Source organism: Streptococcus suis, assembly GCF_016775005.1.
In the GTDB taxonomy this organism is placed as follows: domain Bacteria; phylum Bacillota; class Bacilli; order Lactobacillales; family Streptococcaceae; genus Streptococcus; species Streptococcus suivaginalis.
Window position 1 is genome coordinate 54,666 of record NZ_JAEUXI010000008.1, and the last position, 19,633, is coordinate 74,298.

Consider the following 19,633-nt stretch of genomic DNA (forward strand, 5'->3'; position numbering starts at 1 on the left):
AGGAACAGAAACTGAGATCGCAGACGATAAGACAGTTAAACCAACTGATACACCAGTTGATGAGCCATACGGAGACACACCACCAGCTACAATCACAAAAGATGGTAAGACCTACGAACTCGTTCGTACACGTTCAAACGAAGGTGATGCATCAGAAAACGGCGTTGTCAAAGAAGGTGAACAAACTATCACTTACGAGTACAAGGAAGTTGTAGAAACACCAGTCGTTAAGACAGGTTCAGTTGTAGCTCGTTACGTTATCGAAGGAACAGAAACTGAGATCGCAGACGATAAGACAGTTAAACCAACTGATACACCAGTTGATGAGCCATACGGAGACACACCACCAGCTACAATCACAAAAGATGGTAAGACCTATACACTTGTTCGTACACGTTCAAACGAAGGTGATGCACCAAGCAACGGTACAGTTGTTGAAGGCGAACAAACCATTACTTACGAGTACAAAGAGGTTGTAGAAACACCAGTCGTTAAGACAGGTTCAGTTGTGGCTCGTTACGTTATCGAAGGAACAGAAACTGAAATCGCTGGTGGTACAACAGTTAAACCAGTAGATACACCAGTTGATGAGCCATACGGTGACACACCACCAGCAACAATCTCATTTGGTGGTAAGACCTATACACTTGTTCGTACACGTTCAAACGCAGGTGATGCACCAAGTAACGGTACAGTTGTTGAGGGTCAACAAACTATTACTTATGAGTACAAAGAGGTTGTTGATACACCAACTCCAGTCGAGAAGAAAACTGGTAGCGTCCTTGTTCGCCATATCACGGATCAAGGTGAAATCCTTGCAAATACAACAGATGTTGTTCGTGATGGCGAAGTTGGTTCAACCTATGAAACAAGCGTCGGCAACTTCGAAGGCTACACATTTGTGAAAGTTGATGAAGCAGGTGCAACGCCAACAGGTGAGGTTGAAGAAGGTGAGAAGACAGTCACTTACATCTACACGAAGGTTGTGACTCCGGTTGCGAAGACAGGTAGCGTCCTTGTTCGTCACATCACTGATAAAGGTGAGGTTCTTGCAGATACAACTGATGTCGTTCGTGACGGTGAAGTAGGTTCAACCTATGAAACAACAGTTGGTAATTTCGAAGGCTACACATTTGTGAAAGTTGATGAAGCAGGTGCAACACCAACAGGTGAGGTTGAAGAAGGTGAGAAGACAGTCACTTACATCTACACGAAAGTTGTGACACCAGTTGTTAAGACAGGTTCAGTCGTAGCTCGTTATGTAATCGAAGGAACAGAAACTGAAATCGCAGACGATAAGTCAGTTAAACCAACCGATACACCAGTTGATGAGCCATACGGAGACACACCACCAGCTACAATTACAAAAGATGGTAAGACTTACGAACTTGTTCGTACACGCTCAAATGAAGGTGATGCACCAAGCAACGGTACAGTTGTAGAAGGTGAACAAACTATCACTTACGAGTACAAAGAAGTTGTTGAAACACCAGTTGTACCGCCAGTTGCTCAAAAACAAGGTAAAGTCATCGTACATTATGTTGATGAAAATGGAAATGTCATTAAGACACCAGTTGTTGACACTGAAAATGGTACAGTAGGAGGAGACTACGACACAACAGACAATCGTCCAAAAGTGATCGTATTCAATGGTAAACGTTACGTTCTTGTAGAATCTCGTATTCCAAATAACGAAAAAGGTAAAGTTGTTGAAGGTGAAACTCATGTAACTTATGTTTACAAAGAGGAAGCTGAGGAATCAACAACACCTACTACGCCAACAACACCTACTACACCTACTACACCAACCACTAAGCCTGTAGCAGAGTCTGTTAAAGTAACACCTAAAGCAAGCTTGCCATCTACAGGTGAAAACACTTCAGTACTTGCTATGGTTGGATTGGCCTTGTTGGGGTCGGTTGCAGTGGCTTCACGTCGCCGCAAAGAAAAATAAACAGATTAAGCATTGATCTGATTAGAATGAACTAGTTCTAAATTAGTTTTGTATGCTTCAACACTAGAAAACATTCTGGTGTTGAAGCTATTTTGTTTGCAAAATTTGAAAACAAATGAAAAATAATAAAATAAAATAGAAAATAATTTTGTAGACTTTCATGCTTTGTATTGAATTGTTTTGGGGGAAGCGGTTTGTTGCTGTGCAGTTGGAATTTGATGAGAGTCTAACAATAGATATGAGGGTAAAATGAAGAAATCAAATAACTATAGTGAAACAAGTCGAATATCTCGCGTCAAAATGCACAAATCGGGTAAGCATTGGGTCCGTACTGTGATGACGCAGATTGGCTTCATCAAATTGAACCGTTCAGCTGGCGAGCTTGATCCAGCAACCATCAATACTGGTGTGGTAAATACTGCCAAAATGATGCGTGGTGTGATTGCTGCAGGTACAGTGTTGGGCGGAGGAATTGCTCTAGGTGAAACAATTCAGGCTGAGGAAATTGTTCAAGCATCTGAGATTGCTACGGATTCTGTATTGGGAACAACCGATACTGTTGTTATGGAAACAACGGTTCCAGTTGAAGAAACAGTCAGTAGTGAATCGGTAACAGCTTCGTCTGAAACGATCACCTCAGAAGCGTCAGCTTTGACCTCAGAAACAAGTCAATCAGAAACAACTGAGACCAAAGAAGTAGTTGAAGAGGAGCAGGAGACAAAGAAAGTTGACAAGAGTTTGCTGGAGCAAGCTATCGCATCTCTAAAGGATGCCTTGGCGAAATCTCTCCCAGAAAATGTTGATACAACCACTGCAAAGTATGCCAAATACTTGACAGCTTTGGAAAATGCAAAAGCAGCCTTAGTTCAAGCAGAAGCCGCCTTGGCAGATGACAGCTTGACCCAAGATCAAGTCACTAGCCTTGCCACTTCATCAGCACAATCTGCCATTAATTTGACAGGGCGTTTAAATCAGTTAACGACACTAAAAGTAGTAGAAGGTTCTGGTTTCCGTGTTTTGGCTTCCAGTTCGGTCTTGTCAAATGTGGATATTCAATTGAATGTTCCTGAAACCACGATTGAGCCGATGGGACAAAATGGTGGCGATATGTTTTCTGTCATCAAATTTACGCTTGATAGCACAGCTAAAGCAGGGGATACTTTCAAAATTGTCCTTTCTGAAACCTTGAACACGTCTGGAAATGGTGTTGTAGATGAGGCTATTATTCCAGATATCATTGTTGGTGGCAATGCCATTGCAAAAGGTAGTTGGGATTATGCAAGTCGTACGATTACCTATACATTGACAGACTATGTGACCAATAATTCAGATATTTCTGGTGAGATTGAGTTGTCTGTATTTGTTGACCAACGAACGGTTCAAAACGAAGGTAATCAAACTTTTACCGTTACAGTTGATGGTGAAAGTATTTCCAAATCACAAAACGTTGCTTATGCTGATCCAGCTTCAAACAACGGAATGTACTCTATCAGAAGCTTCTTCACCAATATCAACCGTCATGATGGGACTTATGAACAAGTTGTTTATTTGAATGAAAATGGTATGAACACCAACTATCGTTTGTATGACACCTTGACGGTACAAACAGATACATCATCAGTTACCTATACTCCTCAGAATTCAGAAGTGATTGTTTATAGTGTCCCAGTAGGTGGTTTCATTGACAGTATGGAGGGGGATTTTAGTGTCTATAAAGATGTGACCAGCTCAGTCAATGTGACTTATGCGGCGGATGGGAAATCCATCAAGATCCAAACAAAGGGGTTGACCTCCTCTCCGCTTTTAGTTCTCATCAAATCAACCGTTGATGTAGGTGCGACAGATAATATCCACATTACTTCGACCTATGCCAATAGTGCCAATACCACAGGTTCTGTTTGGACAACTGAAAACTCTGTGTTCGCCAACTTCGCTATTGCTGATGGAGTGAACAAAACATCCTTATCTGAATCAACCAGTAACTCAGAGTCGCTTTCTTCTTCTGAATCCCTTTCCAACTCAGAATCAGCCAGCAAATCGGAGTCACTTTCCAATTCAGAGTCAGCTAGTAAATCAGAATCCCTTTCTAACTCAGAGTCGGCTAGCAAATCGGAGTCACTTTCTAATTCAGAGTCAGCTAGCAAATCGGAGTCACTTTCTAATTCAGAGTCAGCTAGCAAATCGGAGTCCCTTTCCAATTCAGAGTCGCTTTCAGAATCCGTATCAGAGTCAGTAAGCGTATCAATCTCTGAGTCCATCTCTACATCAATCAGTGAATCAACTTCAGAATCCGTATCGGAATCAATTTCAACCTCAATTAGCGAGTCAGTTTCAGAATCTGTCTCAGAATCCGTATCAGAGTCCATCTCTGAGTCAGTAAGTGAATCAGTTTCTGAATCAATTTCAGAGTCAGTGTCTGAATCAGTCAGCGAATCAGTTTCTGAGTCAATTTCAGAATCAGTTTCCGAATCCGTATCAGAGTCAGTATCAGAATCCATTTCTGAGTCCATTTCTGAATCAATCTCAGAGTCCATTTCTGAATCAATCTCAGAATCAGTCAGTGAATCAGTATCAGAGTCAGTATCTGAATCAGTATCAGAGTCCATTTCTGAATCAGTATCAGAATCAGTCTCCGAGTCAATTTCAGAATCAGTTTCTGAGTCAGTCTCCGAGTCCATCTCTGAGTCAGTCTCAGAATCAATTTCTGAATCCGTATCCGAGTCAGTCTCAGAATCCATCTCAGAATCTATTTCAGAATCCGTCTCAGAATCAGTGTCTGAATCAGTCTCCGAGTCAGTTTCAGAATCAATTTCAGAGTCAGTGTCTGAGTCAATTTCAGAATCAGTTTCAGAATCAATCTCAGAGTCCATCTCTGAGTCAGTATCAGAATCAATTTCTGAATCCGTCTCCGAGTCAGTCTCAGAATCCATCTCAGAATCTATTTCAGAATCCGTGTCTGAGTCAGTGTCTGAATCCGTATCCGAGTCAGTTTCAGAGTCAGTGTCAGAATCGATTTCAGAATCAGTTTCAGAATCAGTCTCCGAGTCCATTTCAGAATCAGTCTCTGAGTCAGTAAGTGAATCAGTTTCAGAATCGATTTCAGAGTCAGTTTCAGAATCCATCTCAGAATCAGTCAGCGAATCAGTTTCTGAGTCCATTTCTGAATCCATCTCAGAATCAGTCTCCGAGTCAGTTTCAGAATCAATTTCAGAGTCAGTGTCTGAGTCAATTTCAGAATCAGTTTCAGAATCAATCTCAGAGTCCATTTCTGAATCAGTTTCTGAATCAATTTCTGAATCAATCTCAGAATCAGTCAGCGAATCAGTTTCTGAGTCAATTTCTGAATCCATCTCAGAATCAGTCTCCGAGTCCATTTCAGAATCCGTCTCAGAATCCGTCTCAGAATCCGTCTCTGAGTCGGTCTCGGAATCAGTTTCAGAATCAGTTTCTGAATCTATCTCAGAATCAGTCAGCGAATCAGTGTCTGAGTCTATCTCAGAATCCATCTCTGAATCAATCTCAGAATCAGTCTCCGAGTCAGTTTCAGAATCAATTTCAGAATCAATTTCTGAGTCCATTTCAGAATCAGTCTCAGAATCGATTTCAGAGTCAGTGTCTGAATCAGTCTCAGAATCCATTTCAGAGTCAGTCTCAGAATCCATTTCAGAATCAGTTTCTGAATCAATCTCAGAGTCAGTTTCAGAATCAGTCTCAGAATCGATTTCAGAGTCAGTCTCAGAATCTATCTCAGAATCCGTATCAGAGTCCATCTCTGAATCAGTCTCCGAGTCAATTTCAGAGTCAGTCTCAGAATCGATTTCAGAATCCGTATCAGAGTCCATTTCTGAATCAGTCTCCGAGTCAATTTCAGAGTCAGTTTCAGAGTCAGTTTCAGAATCTATCTCAGAATCGATTTCAGAATCCGTCTCAGAATCGATTTCAGAATCAGTTTCTGAATCAATCTCAGAGTCAGTTTCAGAATCAGTCTCAGAATCGATTTCAGAGTCAGTCTCAGAATCTATCTCAGAATCCGTATCAGAGTCCATTTCTGAATCAGTCTCCGAGTCAATTTCCGAATCAGTTTCAGAATCAGTCTCCGAGTCAGTCTCAGAATCGATTTCAGAGTCAGTGTCTGAATCAGTCTCCGAGTCCATTTCAGAATCCGTCTCTGAATCTATCTCAGAATCAGTCTCCGAGTCCATTTCAGAATCAGTCTCCGAGTCAATCTCAGAATCAATTTCAGAATCCGTCTCAGAGTCAGTCTCAGAATCGATTTCAGAGTCAATCTCTGAATCCGTATCAGAGTCAATCTCTGAATCCGTTTCAGAGTCAGTATCAGAGTCCATCTCTGAGTCAGTAAGTGAATCAGTTTCAGAATCCATTTCAGAATCAGTTTCAGAGTCAATTTCAGAATCCGTCTCCGAGTCAGTCTCCGAGTCCATTTCAGAATCCGTCTCAGAGTCAATCTCAGAATCAATTTCTGAATCCGTCTCAGAGTCAGTCTCAGAATCGATTTCAGAGTCAATCTCTGAATCCGTTTCAGAGTCAATCTCTGAATCCGTTTCAGAGTCAGTAAGTGAATCAGTTTCAGAATCCATTTCAGAATCAGTTTCTGAATCAATCTCAGAGTCAGTTTCTGAGTCCATTTCAGAATCAGTTTCTGAGTCAGTGTCTGAGTCCATTTCAGAATCCATCTCAGAATCCGTCTCCGAGTCAGTTTCAGAATCAATTTCAGAATCAGTTTCTGAGTCCATTTCAGAATCAGTCTCAGAATCGATTTCAGAGTCAGTGTCTGAATCAGTCTCAGAATCCATTTCAGAATCAGTTTCTGAATCAATCTCAGAGTCAGTCTCAGAATCAGTCTCCGAGTCCATTTCTGAGTCAGTGTCAGAATCTATCTCAGAATCAGTTTCTGAATCCATCTCAGAATCAGTTTCTGAGTCAGTTTCTGAATCAATTTCAGAGTCAGTGTCTGAATCCATTTCTGAATCTATCTCAGAATCAGTCTCCGAGTCAGTCTCAGAATCGATTTCAGAATCTATCTCAGAATCCGTATCAGAGTCCATTTCTGAATCGGTATCAGAATCAGTATCTGAATCAGTGTCTGAGTCAGTATCAGAGTCCATTTCAGAATCAGTATCAGAATCCGTCTCTGAGTCAGTTTCTGAGTCCATTTCAGAATCAGTTTCAGAGTCCATCTCTGAGTCAGTAAGTGAATCAGTTTCAGAGTCAGTGTCTGAGTCAGTCTCAGAATCGATTTCAGAATCTATCTCTGAGTCAGTTTCAGAATCTATCTCAGAATCCGTCTCAGAGTCCATTTCAGAATCCGTCTCCGAGTCAGTATCAGAGTCCATTTCAGAATCAGTATCAGAATCCATCTCAGAGTCAGTTTCAGAATCAGTCTCCGAGTCCATTTCTGAATCCGTCTCAGAGTCAATCTCCGAGTCTGTAAGTGAGTCCATCTCTGAATCCGTCTCAGAATCCATTTCAGAGTCTGTAAGTGAGTCAGTTTCAGAATCAACTCCGTCTCGCCATTCAGAGGGACCTCGTGGTAAACAAGCTTTGCCAAGCACGGGTGAAGAATCATCAGCCTGGGCTGGGTTGCTTGGAGCAAGTCTCCTCTTAGGTGGTTTGTACAAGCGTCGCAGAAAAAACGGTAGTGATATTTAAAAAACAACAACCTCCTACAAATGAGTAGGAGGTTGTTTTATACTAAATTCTGAATTTCGGTCTTAAATAATCCAAATTTGCAGTGAAGGATTTGATTCTTTGGTTTCATAGTCATACAAAAACAGTCTGCAAAGGACTGTTTTTTAAGCTTCAAAATACAAAAGTTCTTTCGGTGTCTTTGTAAAGACTTCAAAGCCATTCTTGGTTACATAACCACAGTCTTCAATCCGGACACCGACCTTACCAGGAATGTAGATGCCAGGCTCAACAGAGAAGCACATACCTTCCTCAATGACCAGGTCATTACCTTCCATGATGGATGGAAACTCGTGGACGCTCATCCCCAAACCATGCCCCAAACGGTGGTTAAAATATTGTCCATAGCCCGCTTTTTCAATCACAGATCGAGCAGCATAGTCAATCTCGCCAGCCGTCACACCAGGCTTGATCATATTGACCGCAGCCATATGAGCTTCTAGAGTCAGATTGTAAATATCTTTCTTAAACTGATCTGGTTTTCCGACAGCGACAGTGCGTGTCATATCGGACGTGTAGCCCAAGGTTTCGACGCCAAGGTCGAACAAGAGCAGAGCGTTATTTTCGATTTTGTTTGTTCCGGGGATACCGTGAGGGTTTGCAGCATTGTTACCTGTCAAGACCATAGTATCAAAACTCATCTTGGAAATGCCCTGCTTTTTCATCTCAAACTCAATCTGAGCAATGATGTCTGTTTCTGTCACATTTAGGGAAATATTGTCAAAACCTACCTGCATGGCCTTGTCAGCAAATGCGCCTGCTACCAACATCTTTTCAATCTCATCTCGAGATTTGATTAATTTCATGGTATTGATAAACGGCGTCAAATCTGTGAAGGTTTGGTTGAAAATAGACTGCAAACCATGGTAGCGAGTCAGGTTGAGATTGTCAAACTCTGCCCCGATTTTCAGAAAGGCTTTTTGAGGCAATTTACTCTTGATGATTTGCCAAGGATTTTCAGAATCCATGTAGCCAACTACTGGAAAGTCAACAGTAGCTACAGCCCGTTCCATATCGAGGGCAGGAAGGAAGAGCAGAGACTCAGCATCGGGCATGACAAAGAGCATCATGTGGCGCTCATGGGGATCACTGTGAAAACCAGTGAGATAATAAATGCTGACGGGGTCAGAAAAAATGGCCAAATCCATTTGATTTTCTTCTAAATAAGTCTTGATACGGTTGATTTTAGACATAGTCCACCTCTTTCTATACCTCTATTTTTCCAAAAAATGAAAAAAAATGCAAGGGGAAAAGAAAAAGTTGAATTTTTCACTTGAAAGTGGTTTCAAAAAATGATAAACTATTAACGAGTGAAAGCGTAATTTTCATACAATATATTAAATTTGAAAGGATATGCGTATGCTGAATACAGATGATACAGTAACGATTTACGACGTCGCCCGAGAAGCAGGCGTCTCAATGGCCACTGTCAGTCGCGTGGTCAACGGAAATAAAAATGTGAAAGAAAATACTCGTAAGAAGGTATTGGAAGTTATTGATCGTTTGGATTACCGTCCTAACGCTGTTGCACGGGGGTTGGCAAGTAAGAAAACAACAACAGTTGGCGTCGTTATTCCAAACATCGCAAATGCCTACTTTGCAACCTTGGCAAAAGGGATTGATGATATTGCCGACATGTATAAATACAATATCGTTCTAGCCAATAGTGATGAGAATGATGAGAAGGAAATCAATGTTGTCAATACTCTCTTCTCTAAACAGGTGGATGGCATTATCTTTATGGGCTACCATTTGACAGATAAGATTCGTGCAGAGTTTTCACGTTCACGGACACCGATTGTACTAGCAGGTACAGTTGATTTGGAGCATCAGTTACCAAGTGTCAATATTGACTATGCTTTGGCGACAAAAGATGCAGTAGATTTGTTGGCGAAACACAATCAAAAGATTGCCTTTGTGTCAGGTCCGCTTGTGGATGATATCAATGGAAAAGTTCGTTTGACAGGTTATAAAGATGGCTTAAAAGCAAATGGTTTGGAATTTAATGAAGGTCTTGTCTTTGAATCCAAGTACAAATATGAAGAAGGCTATGCACTTGCTGAGCGCATTCTAAACTCAGGGGCAACAGCTGCCTATGTAGCAGAAGATGAGATTGCAGCTGGACTGCTCAATGGTATTGCGGACAAGGGTATCAAGGTTCCAGATGACTTCGAGATTATCACGAGTGATGATTCTCTCGTGACTAAGTTCACTCGACCAAATCTTTCTTCGATTAATCAGCCATTGTATGATATCGGTGCGATTGCTATGCGGATGTTGACCAAGATTATGCATAAGGAAGAGTTGGAAAATCGTGAGGTGATTTTGAATCACGGTATCAAACTACGTCAATCTACAAAATAAGCTTGATAAGTTATGAAAAAGCACCCATTGGGTGCTTTTTTCTATAAATATTTCTGAAAAAAGAAGAGAGGACATGCACTGGGAATGTACATGTCCTCACCATTTACCAAGCAAGTGATGTGGAGAGTTGCATACCTGGGGGAAGGATTTCACAACTCTTTTGAATAAGATTGGCGCTATATATTTTTGGGGGGATAGTCCGCGAATGCGTCTATAAATATATAAAACCAACTAGGAACTAGCTCATTCAAAAACTGGCAAGCTAGTTTTGATTATTAAGTTTATTCCAATCACACTTGCCATATAATGATACCAAAACCCTCTACTAAAAAACCGTGTTTGATGTATTTTTTGTCTGTTTTTTTGTAAAAATTTGACTAAAATTGAAGGAAAATGGAGGAAATTGCTATGATTCATCAAACTAAATCAAACATATTAGTTGCTTTTTTTAAAATTTAACTTTATAATGAGTGTGTTAAAATGAATCTTTTTCGCCAATTGAGCGTGGGGCTCAGAAAAAGAGAACTTTTTACACTAAAAGTCATCTGATGAAAGCAATTTTCTCGAAATGATTTTCTTTACCAAGCAATTGAGAAATCGTAATAGTTGGCTGTTCGGGGGGGACAGTTAGATTGTTTGAATAGGAACTAGAGAGCTTGAAATAGGGATAGGAGGATTGATATCATGAATCAGTCTTGCCTTTTATTTCACCTTACTTTAGTTGCAGGATATTTTTTTGATTCCACTAATCACCTTAGCAGTTTTATGATGCTGTTTTGATAGGGAGTAACTGTGCAGTTGAAGCAAACAAGGGATTGTGTTTGGTAAGCCATATGCAAGTTTGTTTCTTATACTCAGTTCTGTGTAGTGGAGTCGCATTTCATGTTACCTCTGCACAGTTACAGTTCTTGCAGGGGCTTTCTTTTTGTCTCTGACAAAACAGCAATTACCAAGCAATGTTTAAAGTAATTTGACTTTTGACGATTGTCTTGGAAGAATGTAGTTGGGTAAGGTTGAGGCCTGACTAAAAAGAATGCTGGTTATTTTGGAAAATATGAAGGGAGAAGACATGGCAAAAATTTTGGTATTAGAAGATGATGTTGTCATTAATCAGGTTGTTTGTGAATTTTTAAGAGAGAGTGATCACGATGTTCTGCCTTTGTTTGATGGAGGACAGGCACTTGAAGAGATTCAAAAAACGGAATTTGACTTGCTGATTTTAGACATCATGGTACCAACAATGACTGGGTTAGAACTATTGACAGAGGTTCGTAAGATTTCCTCGGTTCCAGTTTTGGTTCTAACAGCCTTAAGTGATGAATATACGCAGTTGATTAGTTTTAATCAAGATATTAGTGATTTTGTAACTAAGCCGTTTTCGCCTTTGGTTCTAATGAAAAGGATTGAAAACATTCTAAAAGCAAAACACGTCGATGATGTTATCCGTATCGGGGATATTGTGGTCGATCAACAGGCTGGCTTCGTGTATGTGGGGGAACAAGAAGTTCAGCTAACGAAAAAAGAGTATGAGGTCTTCCTTTATTTGGCGAAACGTAAAGGTAAGATTGTCGGTCGCGATGCTCTTATGATGGGGATTTGGGGGTACACAGAATTGGATAGTCGAGTTTTAGATAACCATATCAAAAACATTCGCAAGAAACTTCCTAGCCTACACTTGAAGACGGTAGTCGGTCGTGGCTATCAGATCGAAGAGGGCTAGATGAAGCTTGCTCAACGGCATTTTATTATTGTCACTTTATTAACCATTATCACCTCACTGATTTTGGTTGCCCTGCTCTATTTTGCCATGCCGATTTATTACAACCAACAGCGGCGTCATGAATTGAAGGATAACTTTAATTACGTTGTGACAAAATTGCATGGCCAGTCAGATGCAGATATTTTAGCCAATATAGAAACATATGATTTGGGAAGACCCGACCTTCTGTACAGCTTGTTTGATGGGGAAGGTCAACGCCTGTGGCCGAATGAATCGCTAATCTCAGACGACCTCGCCAATCATCCCAATTATGATAGTCTTAGTGCTTACGACGAAGTAGGTTCTTGGTCAACGACTGTTACCTCAAAAGAGGGGAACAGCTACATCTTGCTAGCTGAGTACGGATTCAAAAACCTATCTCTAGTCAGTCAGTCGTTAGTAACCATGTATCCTTTTGTTGTAATTCTTATCGTGGTTTTGGCTTTGATAGTTGGTGCTGTTTACTCCAAGATGTCAACGGGGCGGATTGCCTTGATTTCTGAAACGGCACGGAAAATGCAGAGCTTGGAAGATGGCATCGAATGCCAAGTCATAGGGAGGGATGAGATTTCTGTTCTAGCCCAGGATTTGAACAGCCTCTACTCCAAGTTGTTATCCAGTATTGAAGAGTTGAAATTCGAAAACGAACAAACCCAGCGACGAGAGCGGGAGAAGTCAGAATTCTTGCGGATGGCTTCGCATGAATTGAAAACCCCAATCGCTAGTATGTTGGGCTTGGTCGAAGGGATGATTTACAACGTTGGTGAATTTAAAGATCATGACCTGTACTTGAAAAAGTGTCGGGATATTTTGCAGGATCAGTCTGAGTTAGTGCGATCAATCCTAGATGCAACCAACGTGGAGATTACTGTGCGAGAGCGCGAGACGACCTTCCAGATAGATGAGTTGTTGCAGGGTTCGATGGCCAGTTACAATGCTCTGGCGATTTTGAATCATTATAAATTTTCTCCTATTTTAATGCCATCTCAGGTAACTGGTGACCAAGTTTTAGTGGGTAAGGCGCTTAAAAACATTATTGATAATGCCTTCCGCTACAGTCGACCAGGTGGGAAAATTAGTATCATCTGTAAGCAAGGGACCTTTATTGTGGACAATGAGGTTAATTGTATCTTGCCAGAGGAGGAGATTGAAAAACTGTTTCTTCCTTTTTATCGACCAGATTATAGTCGTACCAAACAAGATGGTGGTACTGGAATCGGTTTGTATCTGGTGAAGAATGTCTTGGACAAGCACGGTTTTGCCTATAGTTTTCGAGCGGTTAATGAGACTACCATGCGTTTTCAGATTGATTTTGAACACTGACATCTTCCATTTTGTTGATGAAATGGTCATTAGAAAAAGAATTGCTTCACATATGTGTGGCATTTTTTTTTAGAAAAAAATGGATGAGAATTATTGTTACATTTTAATTTTTGTCTTTTAAAGCACATACAAAAAAATTACAGTAAAAACAGATAAATTTGCCTATTTTTCTTTTGAAATTTTTACCTATAGTGATAAACTGAAAGAGAATCACTACAATAATACATTGATTTAAAGGAGGAAATTCCGATGGGGAATAGTGAAGATGGTAGGCGAAGGTGTGAAGTTGTAAGAGAGACAAAAATTCGGCTTCACAAAGTTAAGAAAAAGTGGATACGTAGAATGACTACTCTGATTCGTAAGAGGGAGCAGGTGCCCAAGTATGAATATCAGGGGATGTCAACAAGATCTGCTATAAAAGGTCTTGTATCAGTAGGTGCCTTGCTGGGAGGAGCAGGTTTTGAGCATGTATTGGCTGAAGATGTTGTTCTTGCATCAGAATATACAGAAGAGACAGCTCTAGCTGTAACGGATGAGGTTGTCATGGAATCTGTAGTTTCTGAGCAAACGGAGCCTGATATTGGGGTGGCGGTTGATCCAATTGCCGAACAGGAAGGCAAAGTTGTAGAAGTGACGGAGGACCTAATACCTGTCAAGGAAGAAGCAGCTGATGAAGAGGAAGTTGTTCCTCTTGTTCGAGATACGGCTCAACTGGAAGAAGTCATCAAGTCTATTAAGTCGGCTCTTTCGGCTTTGGTCGAACCTGGGGAACATGCTGATTCACAATCTTACAAGGCTTATCTAGCTGCAAGAAGTCGCTTAGAAGAACATTTGCAGCAAGCGGAAAAGTTGTTGGAAGATACGACCAGTAGCCAAGATGACATCGACAAAGCTGTTTTGGAATATGGGCAAGAGGCAATCGAATTGACGCGTCTTGCTGAAGTTTTTCGATCCTATGTGGTTCGTGAGGGTAGTAGTGTTAGGAAACTGACCAATGACCAAGTTGTTACTTGGGGCTCAGTCTCGCTTACTTTCCCTCAGACAGTTGAACCTATGGGACTTTCTGGTGGTCAACTACGTGCCTCATTACAATTTTCAATCAATGACTTGGCGACGGCTGGTGATCAATTTACGGTTAAACTCTCACCGACATTGAATTTATCAGGAAGTGGTATGCCGGCAGATGTGAAAATTCCCAATATTGTTGTGGATGGGAAAATTATCGCAACAGGAACTTGGGACCATGAATCACGCACTATTTTGTACACTTTAAATTCCAATGTTAATACCTTGTCATCTGTCACTGGCAGCATCAACCTTTCAATCTTTGTGGACCAAAAAGTTGTTCAAAGCGAAGGGATGCAGGAATTTACGGTAACATTGAATGATCAGTATCAAGCTAGTCGTTCTTCCACAGTACTCTATTCTAATCCAACTAGCCGAGCGGATGGCTCGTATTCCATTCGCGCATTTTTGACGAATCTCAATCTTACTGAAGGAACCTATGACCATGTTATCTATTTGAATGAAAATGGTAAGAATAACTATGGTACCAACGAAATCTTGCAAATCGTTTCTAATGGTGCTTCGTATTTTTCTGACGCAGTTACTACAATTCGTGCTTATCGTGTACCTGTTGGTCAGTTTATCGACAGTATGGAAGGAGATTTCTCGAAGTATACGGAAATTACCAGTCGTATTACTTCTAGATTTGCTGCAAACGGTCAATGGTTGCGTCTCAATCTAGGTAGTCAAACGGGATCGCCATTGTTGCTTGTTATTAGTAGTAGAGTGGATACGAATTCAACCATGAATTTGTCGACGGAAACAACCTATGCGAACAGCGCGATGAATACTGGTGCAGTCTGGACCAACACGAATTACATGTTCTCTAATGCTGCGATTGCTCGGGGTGAGTACAATTCTACGTCGTTTTCAGAGTCCATCTCCGAATCCGTTCGTGAGTCGGTTTCCGAGTCCACTTCAGAATCTGTTCGCCATTCAGTTTCAGAATCAGCATCCGAATCCGTTCGCCATTCAGTTTCGGAGTCAACGTCCGAATCTGTTCGCCATTCAGTTTCAGAATCAACGTCTGAATCCGTTCGTGAATCAATCTCGGAATCAACGTCCGAATCTATTCGCCATTCAGTTTCTGAGTCTGTTTCCGAATCCGTTCGTGAGTCCGTCTCCGAGTCAGTTTCAGAATCTGTTCGTGAGTCCGTCTCCGAGTCCGTTTCCGAATCCGTTCGTGAGTCAGTCTCCGAGTCCGTTTCCGAATCCATACGCGAGTCAGTCTCCGAGTCTCTTTCTGAATCTATTCGCGAGTCAGTCTCCGAGTCTCTTTCCGAATCCATACGCGAGTCAGTCTCCGAGTCCGTTTCCGAATCCGTTCGTGAGTCCGTCTCCGAGTCCGTTTCCGAATCCATACGCGAGTCAGTCTCCGAGTCTCTTTCTGAATCTATTCGCGAGTCAGTCTCCGAGTCCATCTCAGAATCAGTATCAGAGTCAGTTTCAGAATCAGTCTCTGAGTCAATCTCCGAATCAGTTTCTGAGTCAGTCTCAGAATCCGTCTCTGAATCAATTTCAGAGTCAGTATCCGAATCTGTCTCTGAGTCCATTTCAGAATCAGTTTCCGAGTCTATCTCAGAATCAGTCTCAGAATCAGTCTCAGAATCCATCTCAGAATCAGTTTCAGAGTCTATTTCTGAGTCAGTGTCTGAATCGATTTCAGAATCCGTCTCCGAGTCAGTCTCCGAGTCAGTCTCCGAGTCCATCTCTGAATCCGTATCTGAGTCAGTCTCTGAGTCCATCTCTGAATCAGTCTCAGAGTCCATCTCAGAGTCAGTCAGCGAGTCCATTTCTGAGTCAGTCTCAGAATCCATTTCCGAATCAGTTTCAGAGTCAGTCTCAGAATCAGTCTCAGAGTCAATCTCAGAATCACTCTCAGAGTCAATTTCAGAATCGGTTTCTGAGTCCATTTCAGAGTCAGTTTCTGAGTCCATTTCAGAGTCAGTCTCAGAATCCATTTCTGAGTCAGTCTCAGAATCAGTTTCTGAGTCAGTCAGCGAGTCCATTTCTGAGTCAGTCTCAGAATCCATTTCAGAATCAGTTTCTGAGTCCATCTCTGAGTCAATTTCTGAGTCAGTCTCCGAATCAGTCTCAGAATCCATCTCTGAGTCCGTATCCGAATCAATTTCAGAGTCAGTCTCAGAATCGCTCTCTGAATCCATTTCAGAGTCAGTTTCTGAGTCTATTTCAGAATCTGTTTCAGAGTCAGTATCAGAGTCCATTTCTGAATCCATCTCAGAATCAGTATCAGAATCCATCTCAGAGTCAGTCTCAGAATCCATTTCAGAATCAGTCTCTGAGTCAGTAAGTGAATCCATTTCTGAGTCAGTATCCGAATCAGTATCAGAATCAATCTCAGAGTCAGTCTCAGAATCCATTTCAGAATCCGTTTCTGAGTCAATTTCAGAGTCAGTATCAGAATCAGTCTCTGAGTCAGTAAGTGAATCCATTTCTGAGTCAGTATCCGAATCAGTATCAGAATCAATCTCAGAGTCAGTCTCAGAATCCATTTCAGAATCCGTTTCTGAGTCAATTTCAGAGTCAGTATCAGAATCCGTCTCTGAGTCAGTGTCAGAATCCGTCTCTGAGTCTATTTCAGAATCAGTTTCAGAGTCAGTGTCAGAATCTATCTCAGAATCAGTTTCAGAGTCCATTTCTGAATCAGTATCCGAGTCAGTCTCAGAATCAGTCTCAGAATCCATTTCTGAATCCATCTCTGAATCGGTATCTGAGTCCATCTCAGAGTCAGTATCCGAGTCAATTTCAGAATCAGTTTCAGAGTCAGTTTCTGAATCAGTTTCTGAATCAGTTTCTGAATCAGTTTCTGAATCAGTTTCTGAATCAGTTTCTGAATCAGTTTCTGAATCCATCTCCGAGTCAGTATCCGAGTCAATTTCAGAATCAGTCTCAGAGTCCATCTCAGAATCAGTTTCTGAATCAGTCTCTGAATCCATCTCAGAATCCATTTCAGAATCCATTTCAGAATCAGTTTCTGAGTCAGTCTCAGAGTCCATTTCTGAATCCATCTCAGAATCAGTATCCGAGTCCATTTCTGAGTCAGTATCAGAGTCAGTCTCCGAGTCCGTTTCTGAATCCATCTCAGAATCAGTCTCTGAGTCAATTTCTGAATCGGTATCCGAGTCAGTCTCAGAATTGATCTCAGAATCAATCAGCGAGTCAGTCTCCGAATCAATTTCTGAATCGATTTCAGAATCAGTTTCAGAGTCAATTTCTGAGTCAGTCTCAGAGTCCATCTCTGAATCGGTATCTGAGTCCATCTCAGAATCAGTCTCAGAGTCAGTCTCAGAATCCATCTCAGAATCAGTTTCTGAGTCAGTTTCTGAATCTATATCAGAATCCGTTTCAGAGTCAGTCTCTGAGTCCATTTCAGAATCAGTCTCTGAGTCCATCTCAGAATCAGTTTCTGAATCAGTTTCCGAATCCGTCTCTGAATCAGTTTCCGAATCCGTCTCAGAATCAGTTTCTGAGTCCATCTCAGAATCAGTCTCAGAGTCAGTTTCTGAATCAGTCTCTGAGTCCATTTCTGAGTCAGTATCAGAATCCATCTCAGAATCAGTCTCTGAGTCAGTGTCAGAGTCCATCTCAGAATCCGTTTCAGAGTCAGTCTCCGAATCAGTTTCTGAATCAATCTCTGAATCAGTTTCTGAGTCCATTTCTGAATCAGTATCAGAGTCCATCTCTGAATCAGTCTCAGAGTCAGTATCCGAGTCCATTTCTGAATCAATCTCAGAATCAGTCTCAGAGTCCATTTCAGAATCAGTAAGCGAATCAGTTTCTGAATCAGTATCAGAATCAGTCTCCGAATCAATTTCAGAGTCTGTAAGTGAGTCCATTTCAGAATCAGTTTCAGAATCAATTTCAGAATCGGTCTCCGAATCAGTTTCAGAATCAATTTCAGAATCGGTCTCCGAATCAGTTTCAGAGTCAGTATCCGAATCAGTCTCTGAGTCAGTCTCAGAATCCATTTCAGAGTCAGTTTCTGAATCAATCTCTGAATCAGTATCAGAGTCCATTTCCGAATCAGTTTCAGAATCAATCTCTGAATCAGTATCAGAATCCATTTCAGAATCAGTATCAGAGTCAGTCTCAGAATCCGTTTCTGAATCAATCTCTGAATCAATCTCAGAGTCTATCTCAGAATCAGTATCAGAATCAGTCTCAGAGTCCATTTCTGAGTCAGTTTCAGAATCAGTTTCAGAGTCCATTTCAGAGTCTGTAAGTGAGTCCATCTCTGAATCAGTCTCAGAGTCAGTCTCAGAATCCATCTCAGAATCAGTTTCTGAGTCAGTTTCTGAATCTATATCAGAATCCGTTTCAGAGTCAGTCTCTGAGTCCATTTCAGAATCAGTCTCTGAGTCAATCTCAGAATCAGTTTCTGAATCAGTCTCTGAATCAGTTTCCGAATCCATCTCTGAGTCAGTCTCCGAGTCCGTTTCAGAATCCATCTCTGAGTCAGTTTCAGAGTCAGTTTCAGAGTCCATTTCAGAGTCAGTCTCTGAATCCGTTTCCGAGTCAGTATCAGAATCAATCTCAGAGTCCATTTCAGAGTCAGTAAGTGAATCAGTTTCCGAATCAGTCTCCGAGTCAGTCTCCGAATCAATTTCTGAGTCAATTTCAGAGTCAGTGTCAGAATCAGTCTCCGAGTCCATCTCAGAGTCAGTAAGTGAATCAGTTTCTGAATCAGTCTCCGAGTCAGTCTCAGAATCGATCTCAGAATCAATCAGCGAGTCAGTCTCCGAATCAATTTCTGAATCGATTTCAGAATCAGTTTCTGAGTCCATCTCAGAATCCGTCTCCGAATCCATTTCAGAGTCAGTTTCTGAGTCAATTTCTGAGTCATTAAGTGAATCAGTATCAGAGTCAGTATCCGAGTCAATTTCAGAATCAGTAAGCGAATCCATTTCTGAGTCAGTCTCCGAATCAATCTCTGAGTCAATTTCAGAATCAGTATCCGAGTCCATTTCAGAGTCAGACTCAGAATCGATTTCTGAATCAGTCTCAGAATCCATCTCAGAATCCATTTCTGAATCCATTTCTGAATCAGTCTCCGAATCAGTTTCAGAGTCTGTCTCAGAATCAATTTCAGAGTCCATCTCCGAGTCAGTCTCAGAGTCGGTATCAGAATCTGTTTCTGAATCCATCTCAGAATCTGTTTCAGAGTCAGTTTCTGAATCAGTAACCGAGTCCATTTCTGAGTCAGTATCAGAATCCATCTCTGAATCGGTATCAGAGTCAATCTCAGAATCGGTATCAGAGTCAATCTCAGAATCCGTCTCAGAATCCATCTCAGAATCCGTTTCCGAGTCAGTTTCTGAATCTATATCAGAATCCGTTTCTGAGTCAGTCTCTGAGTCAATTTCAGAGTCAGTCTCTGAGTCAATTTCAGAATCAATCTCAGAATCCATTTCAGAGTCTGTAAGTGAGTCAATTTCAGAATC

General features: G+C 41.3%; 7 protein-coding genes. 6 read left to right on the forward strand and 1 reads right to left on the reverse strand.

Going from position 1 to position 19,633, the window contains the following annotated elements; genetic code table 11:
* Window positions 1-1,954 (forward strand): MucBP domain-containing protein (locus tag JNG37_RS08945; protein ID WP_202848291.1); only part of this gene is annotated, 1,954 nt, incomplete at its 5' end.
* A 249-nt stretch (window positions 1,955-2,203) separates the two neighbouring features.
* Window positions 2,204-7,624: a DUF445 family protein gene (locus JNG37_RS08950; protein ID WP_202848297.1), complete on the forward strand. Its 5,421-nt coding sequence runs from the start codon at window positions 2,204-2,206 to the stop codon at window positions 7,622-7,624.
* Between the two features lie 143 nt (window positions 7,625-7,767).
* On the opposite strand, the gene JNG37_RS08955 is transcribed toward JNG37_RS08950, so the two are convergent.
* Window positions 7,768-8,853 (reverse strand): M24 family metallopeptidase, encoded by a 1,086-nt coding sequence (locus tag JNG37_RS08955; protein WP_202848292.1) that lies wholly within the window; start codon window positions 8,851-8,853, stop codon window positions 7,768-7,770.
* Between the two features lie 169 nt (window positions 8,854-9,022).
* On the opposite strand from JNG37_RS08955, the gene ccpA reads away from it, so the two are divergent.
* The 4 genes from ccpA to JNG37_RS08975 form a co-directional block, all read left to right on the forward strand.
* Complete coding sequence (gene ccpA / locus JNG37_RS08960; protein ID WP_316716085.1) at window positions 9,023-10,024, forward strand: catabolite control protein A; 1,002 nt, start codon at window positions 9,023-9,025, stop codon at window positions 10,022-10,024.
* Between the two features lie 1,069 nt (window positions 10,025-11,093).
* The gene (locus JNG37_RS08965; RefSeq protein ID WP_202848294.1) at window positions 11,094-11,744 is read left to right on the forward strand and encodes a response regulator transcription factor; all 651 of its coding nucleotides are present in this window, start codon (window positions 11,094-11,096) and stop codon (window positions 11,742-11,744) included.
* Window positions 11,745-13,106 (forward strand): sensor histidine kinase, encoded by a 1,362-nt coding sequence (locus JNG37_RS08970; protein ID WP_202848295.1) that lies wholly within the window; start codon window positions 11,745-11,747, stop codon window positions 13,104-13,106. It begins immediately after the preceding gene.
* A gap of 1,053 nt (window positions 13,107-14,159) precedes the next feature.
* A partial coding sequence (locus tag JNG37_RS08975; protein WP_330919001.1) for a DUF445 family protein occupies window positions 14,160-19,633 on the forward strand: 5,474 nt, incomplete at its 3' end.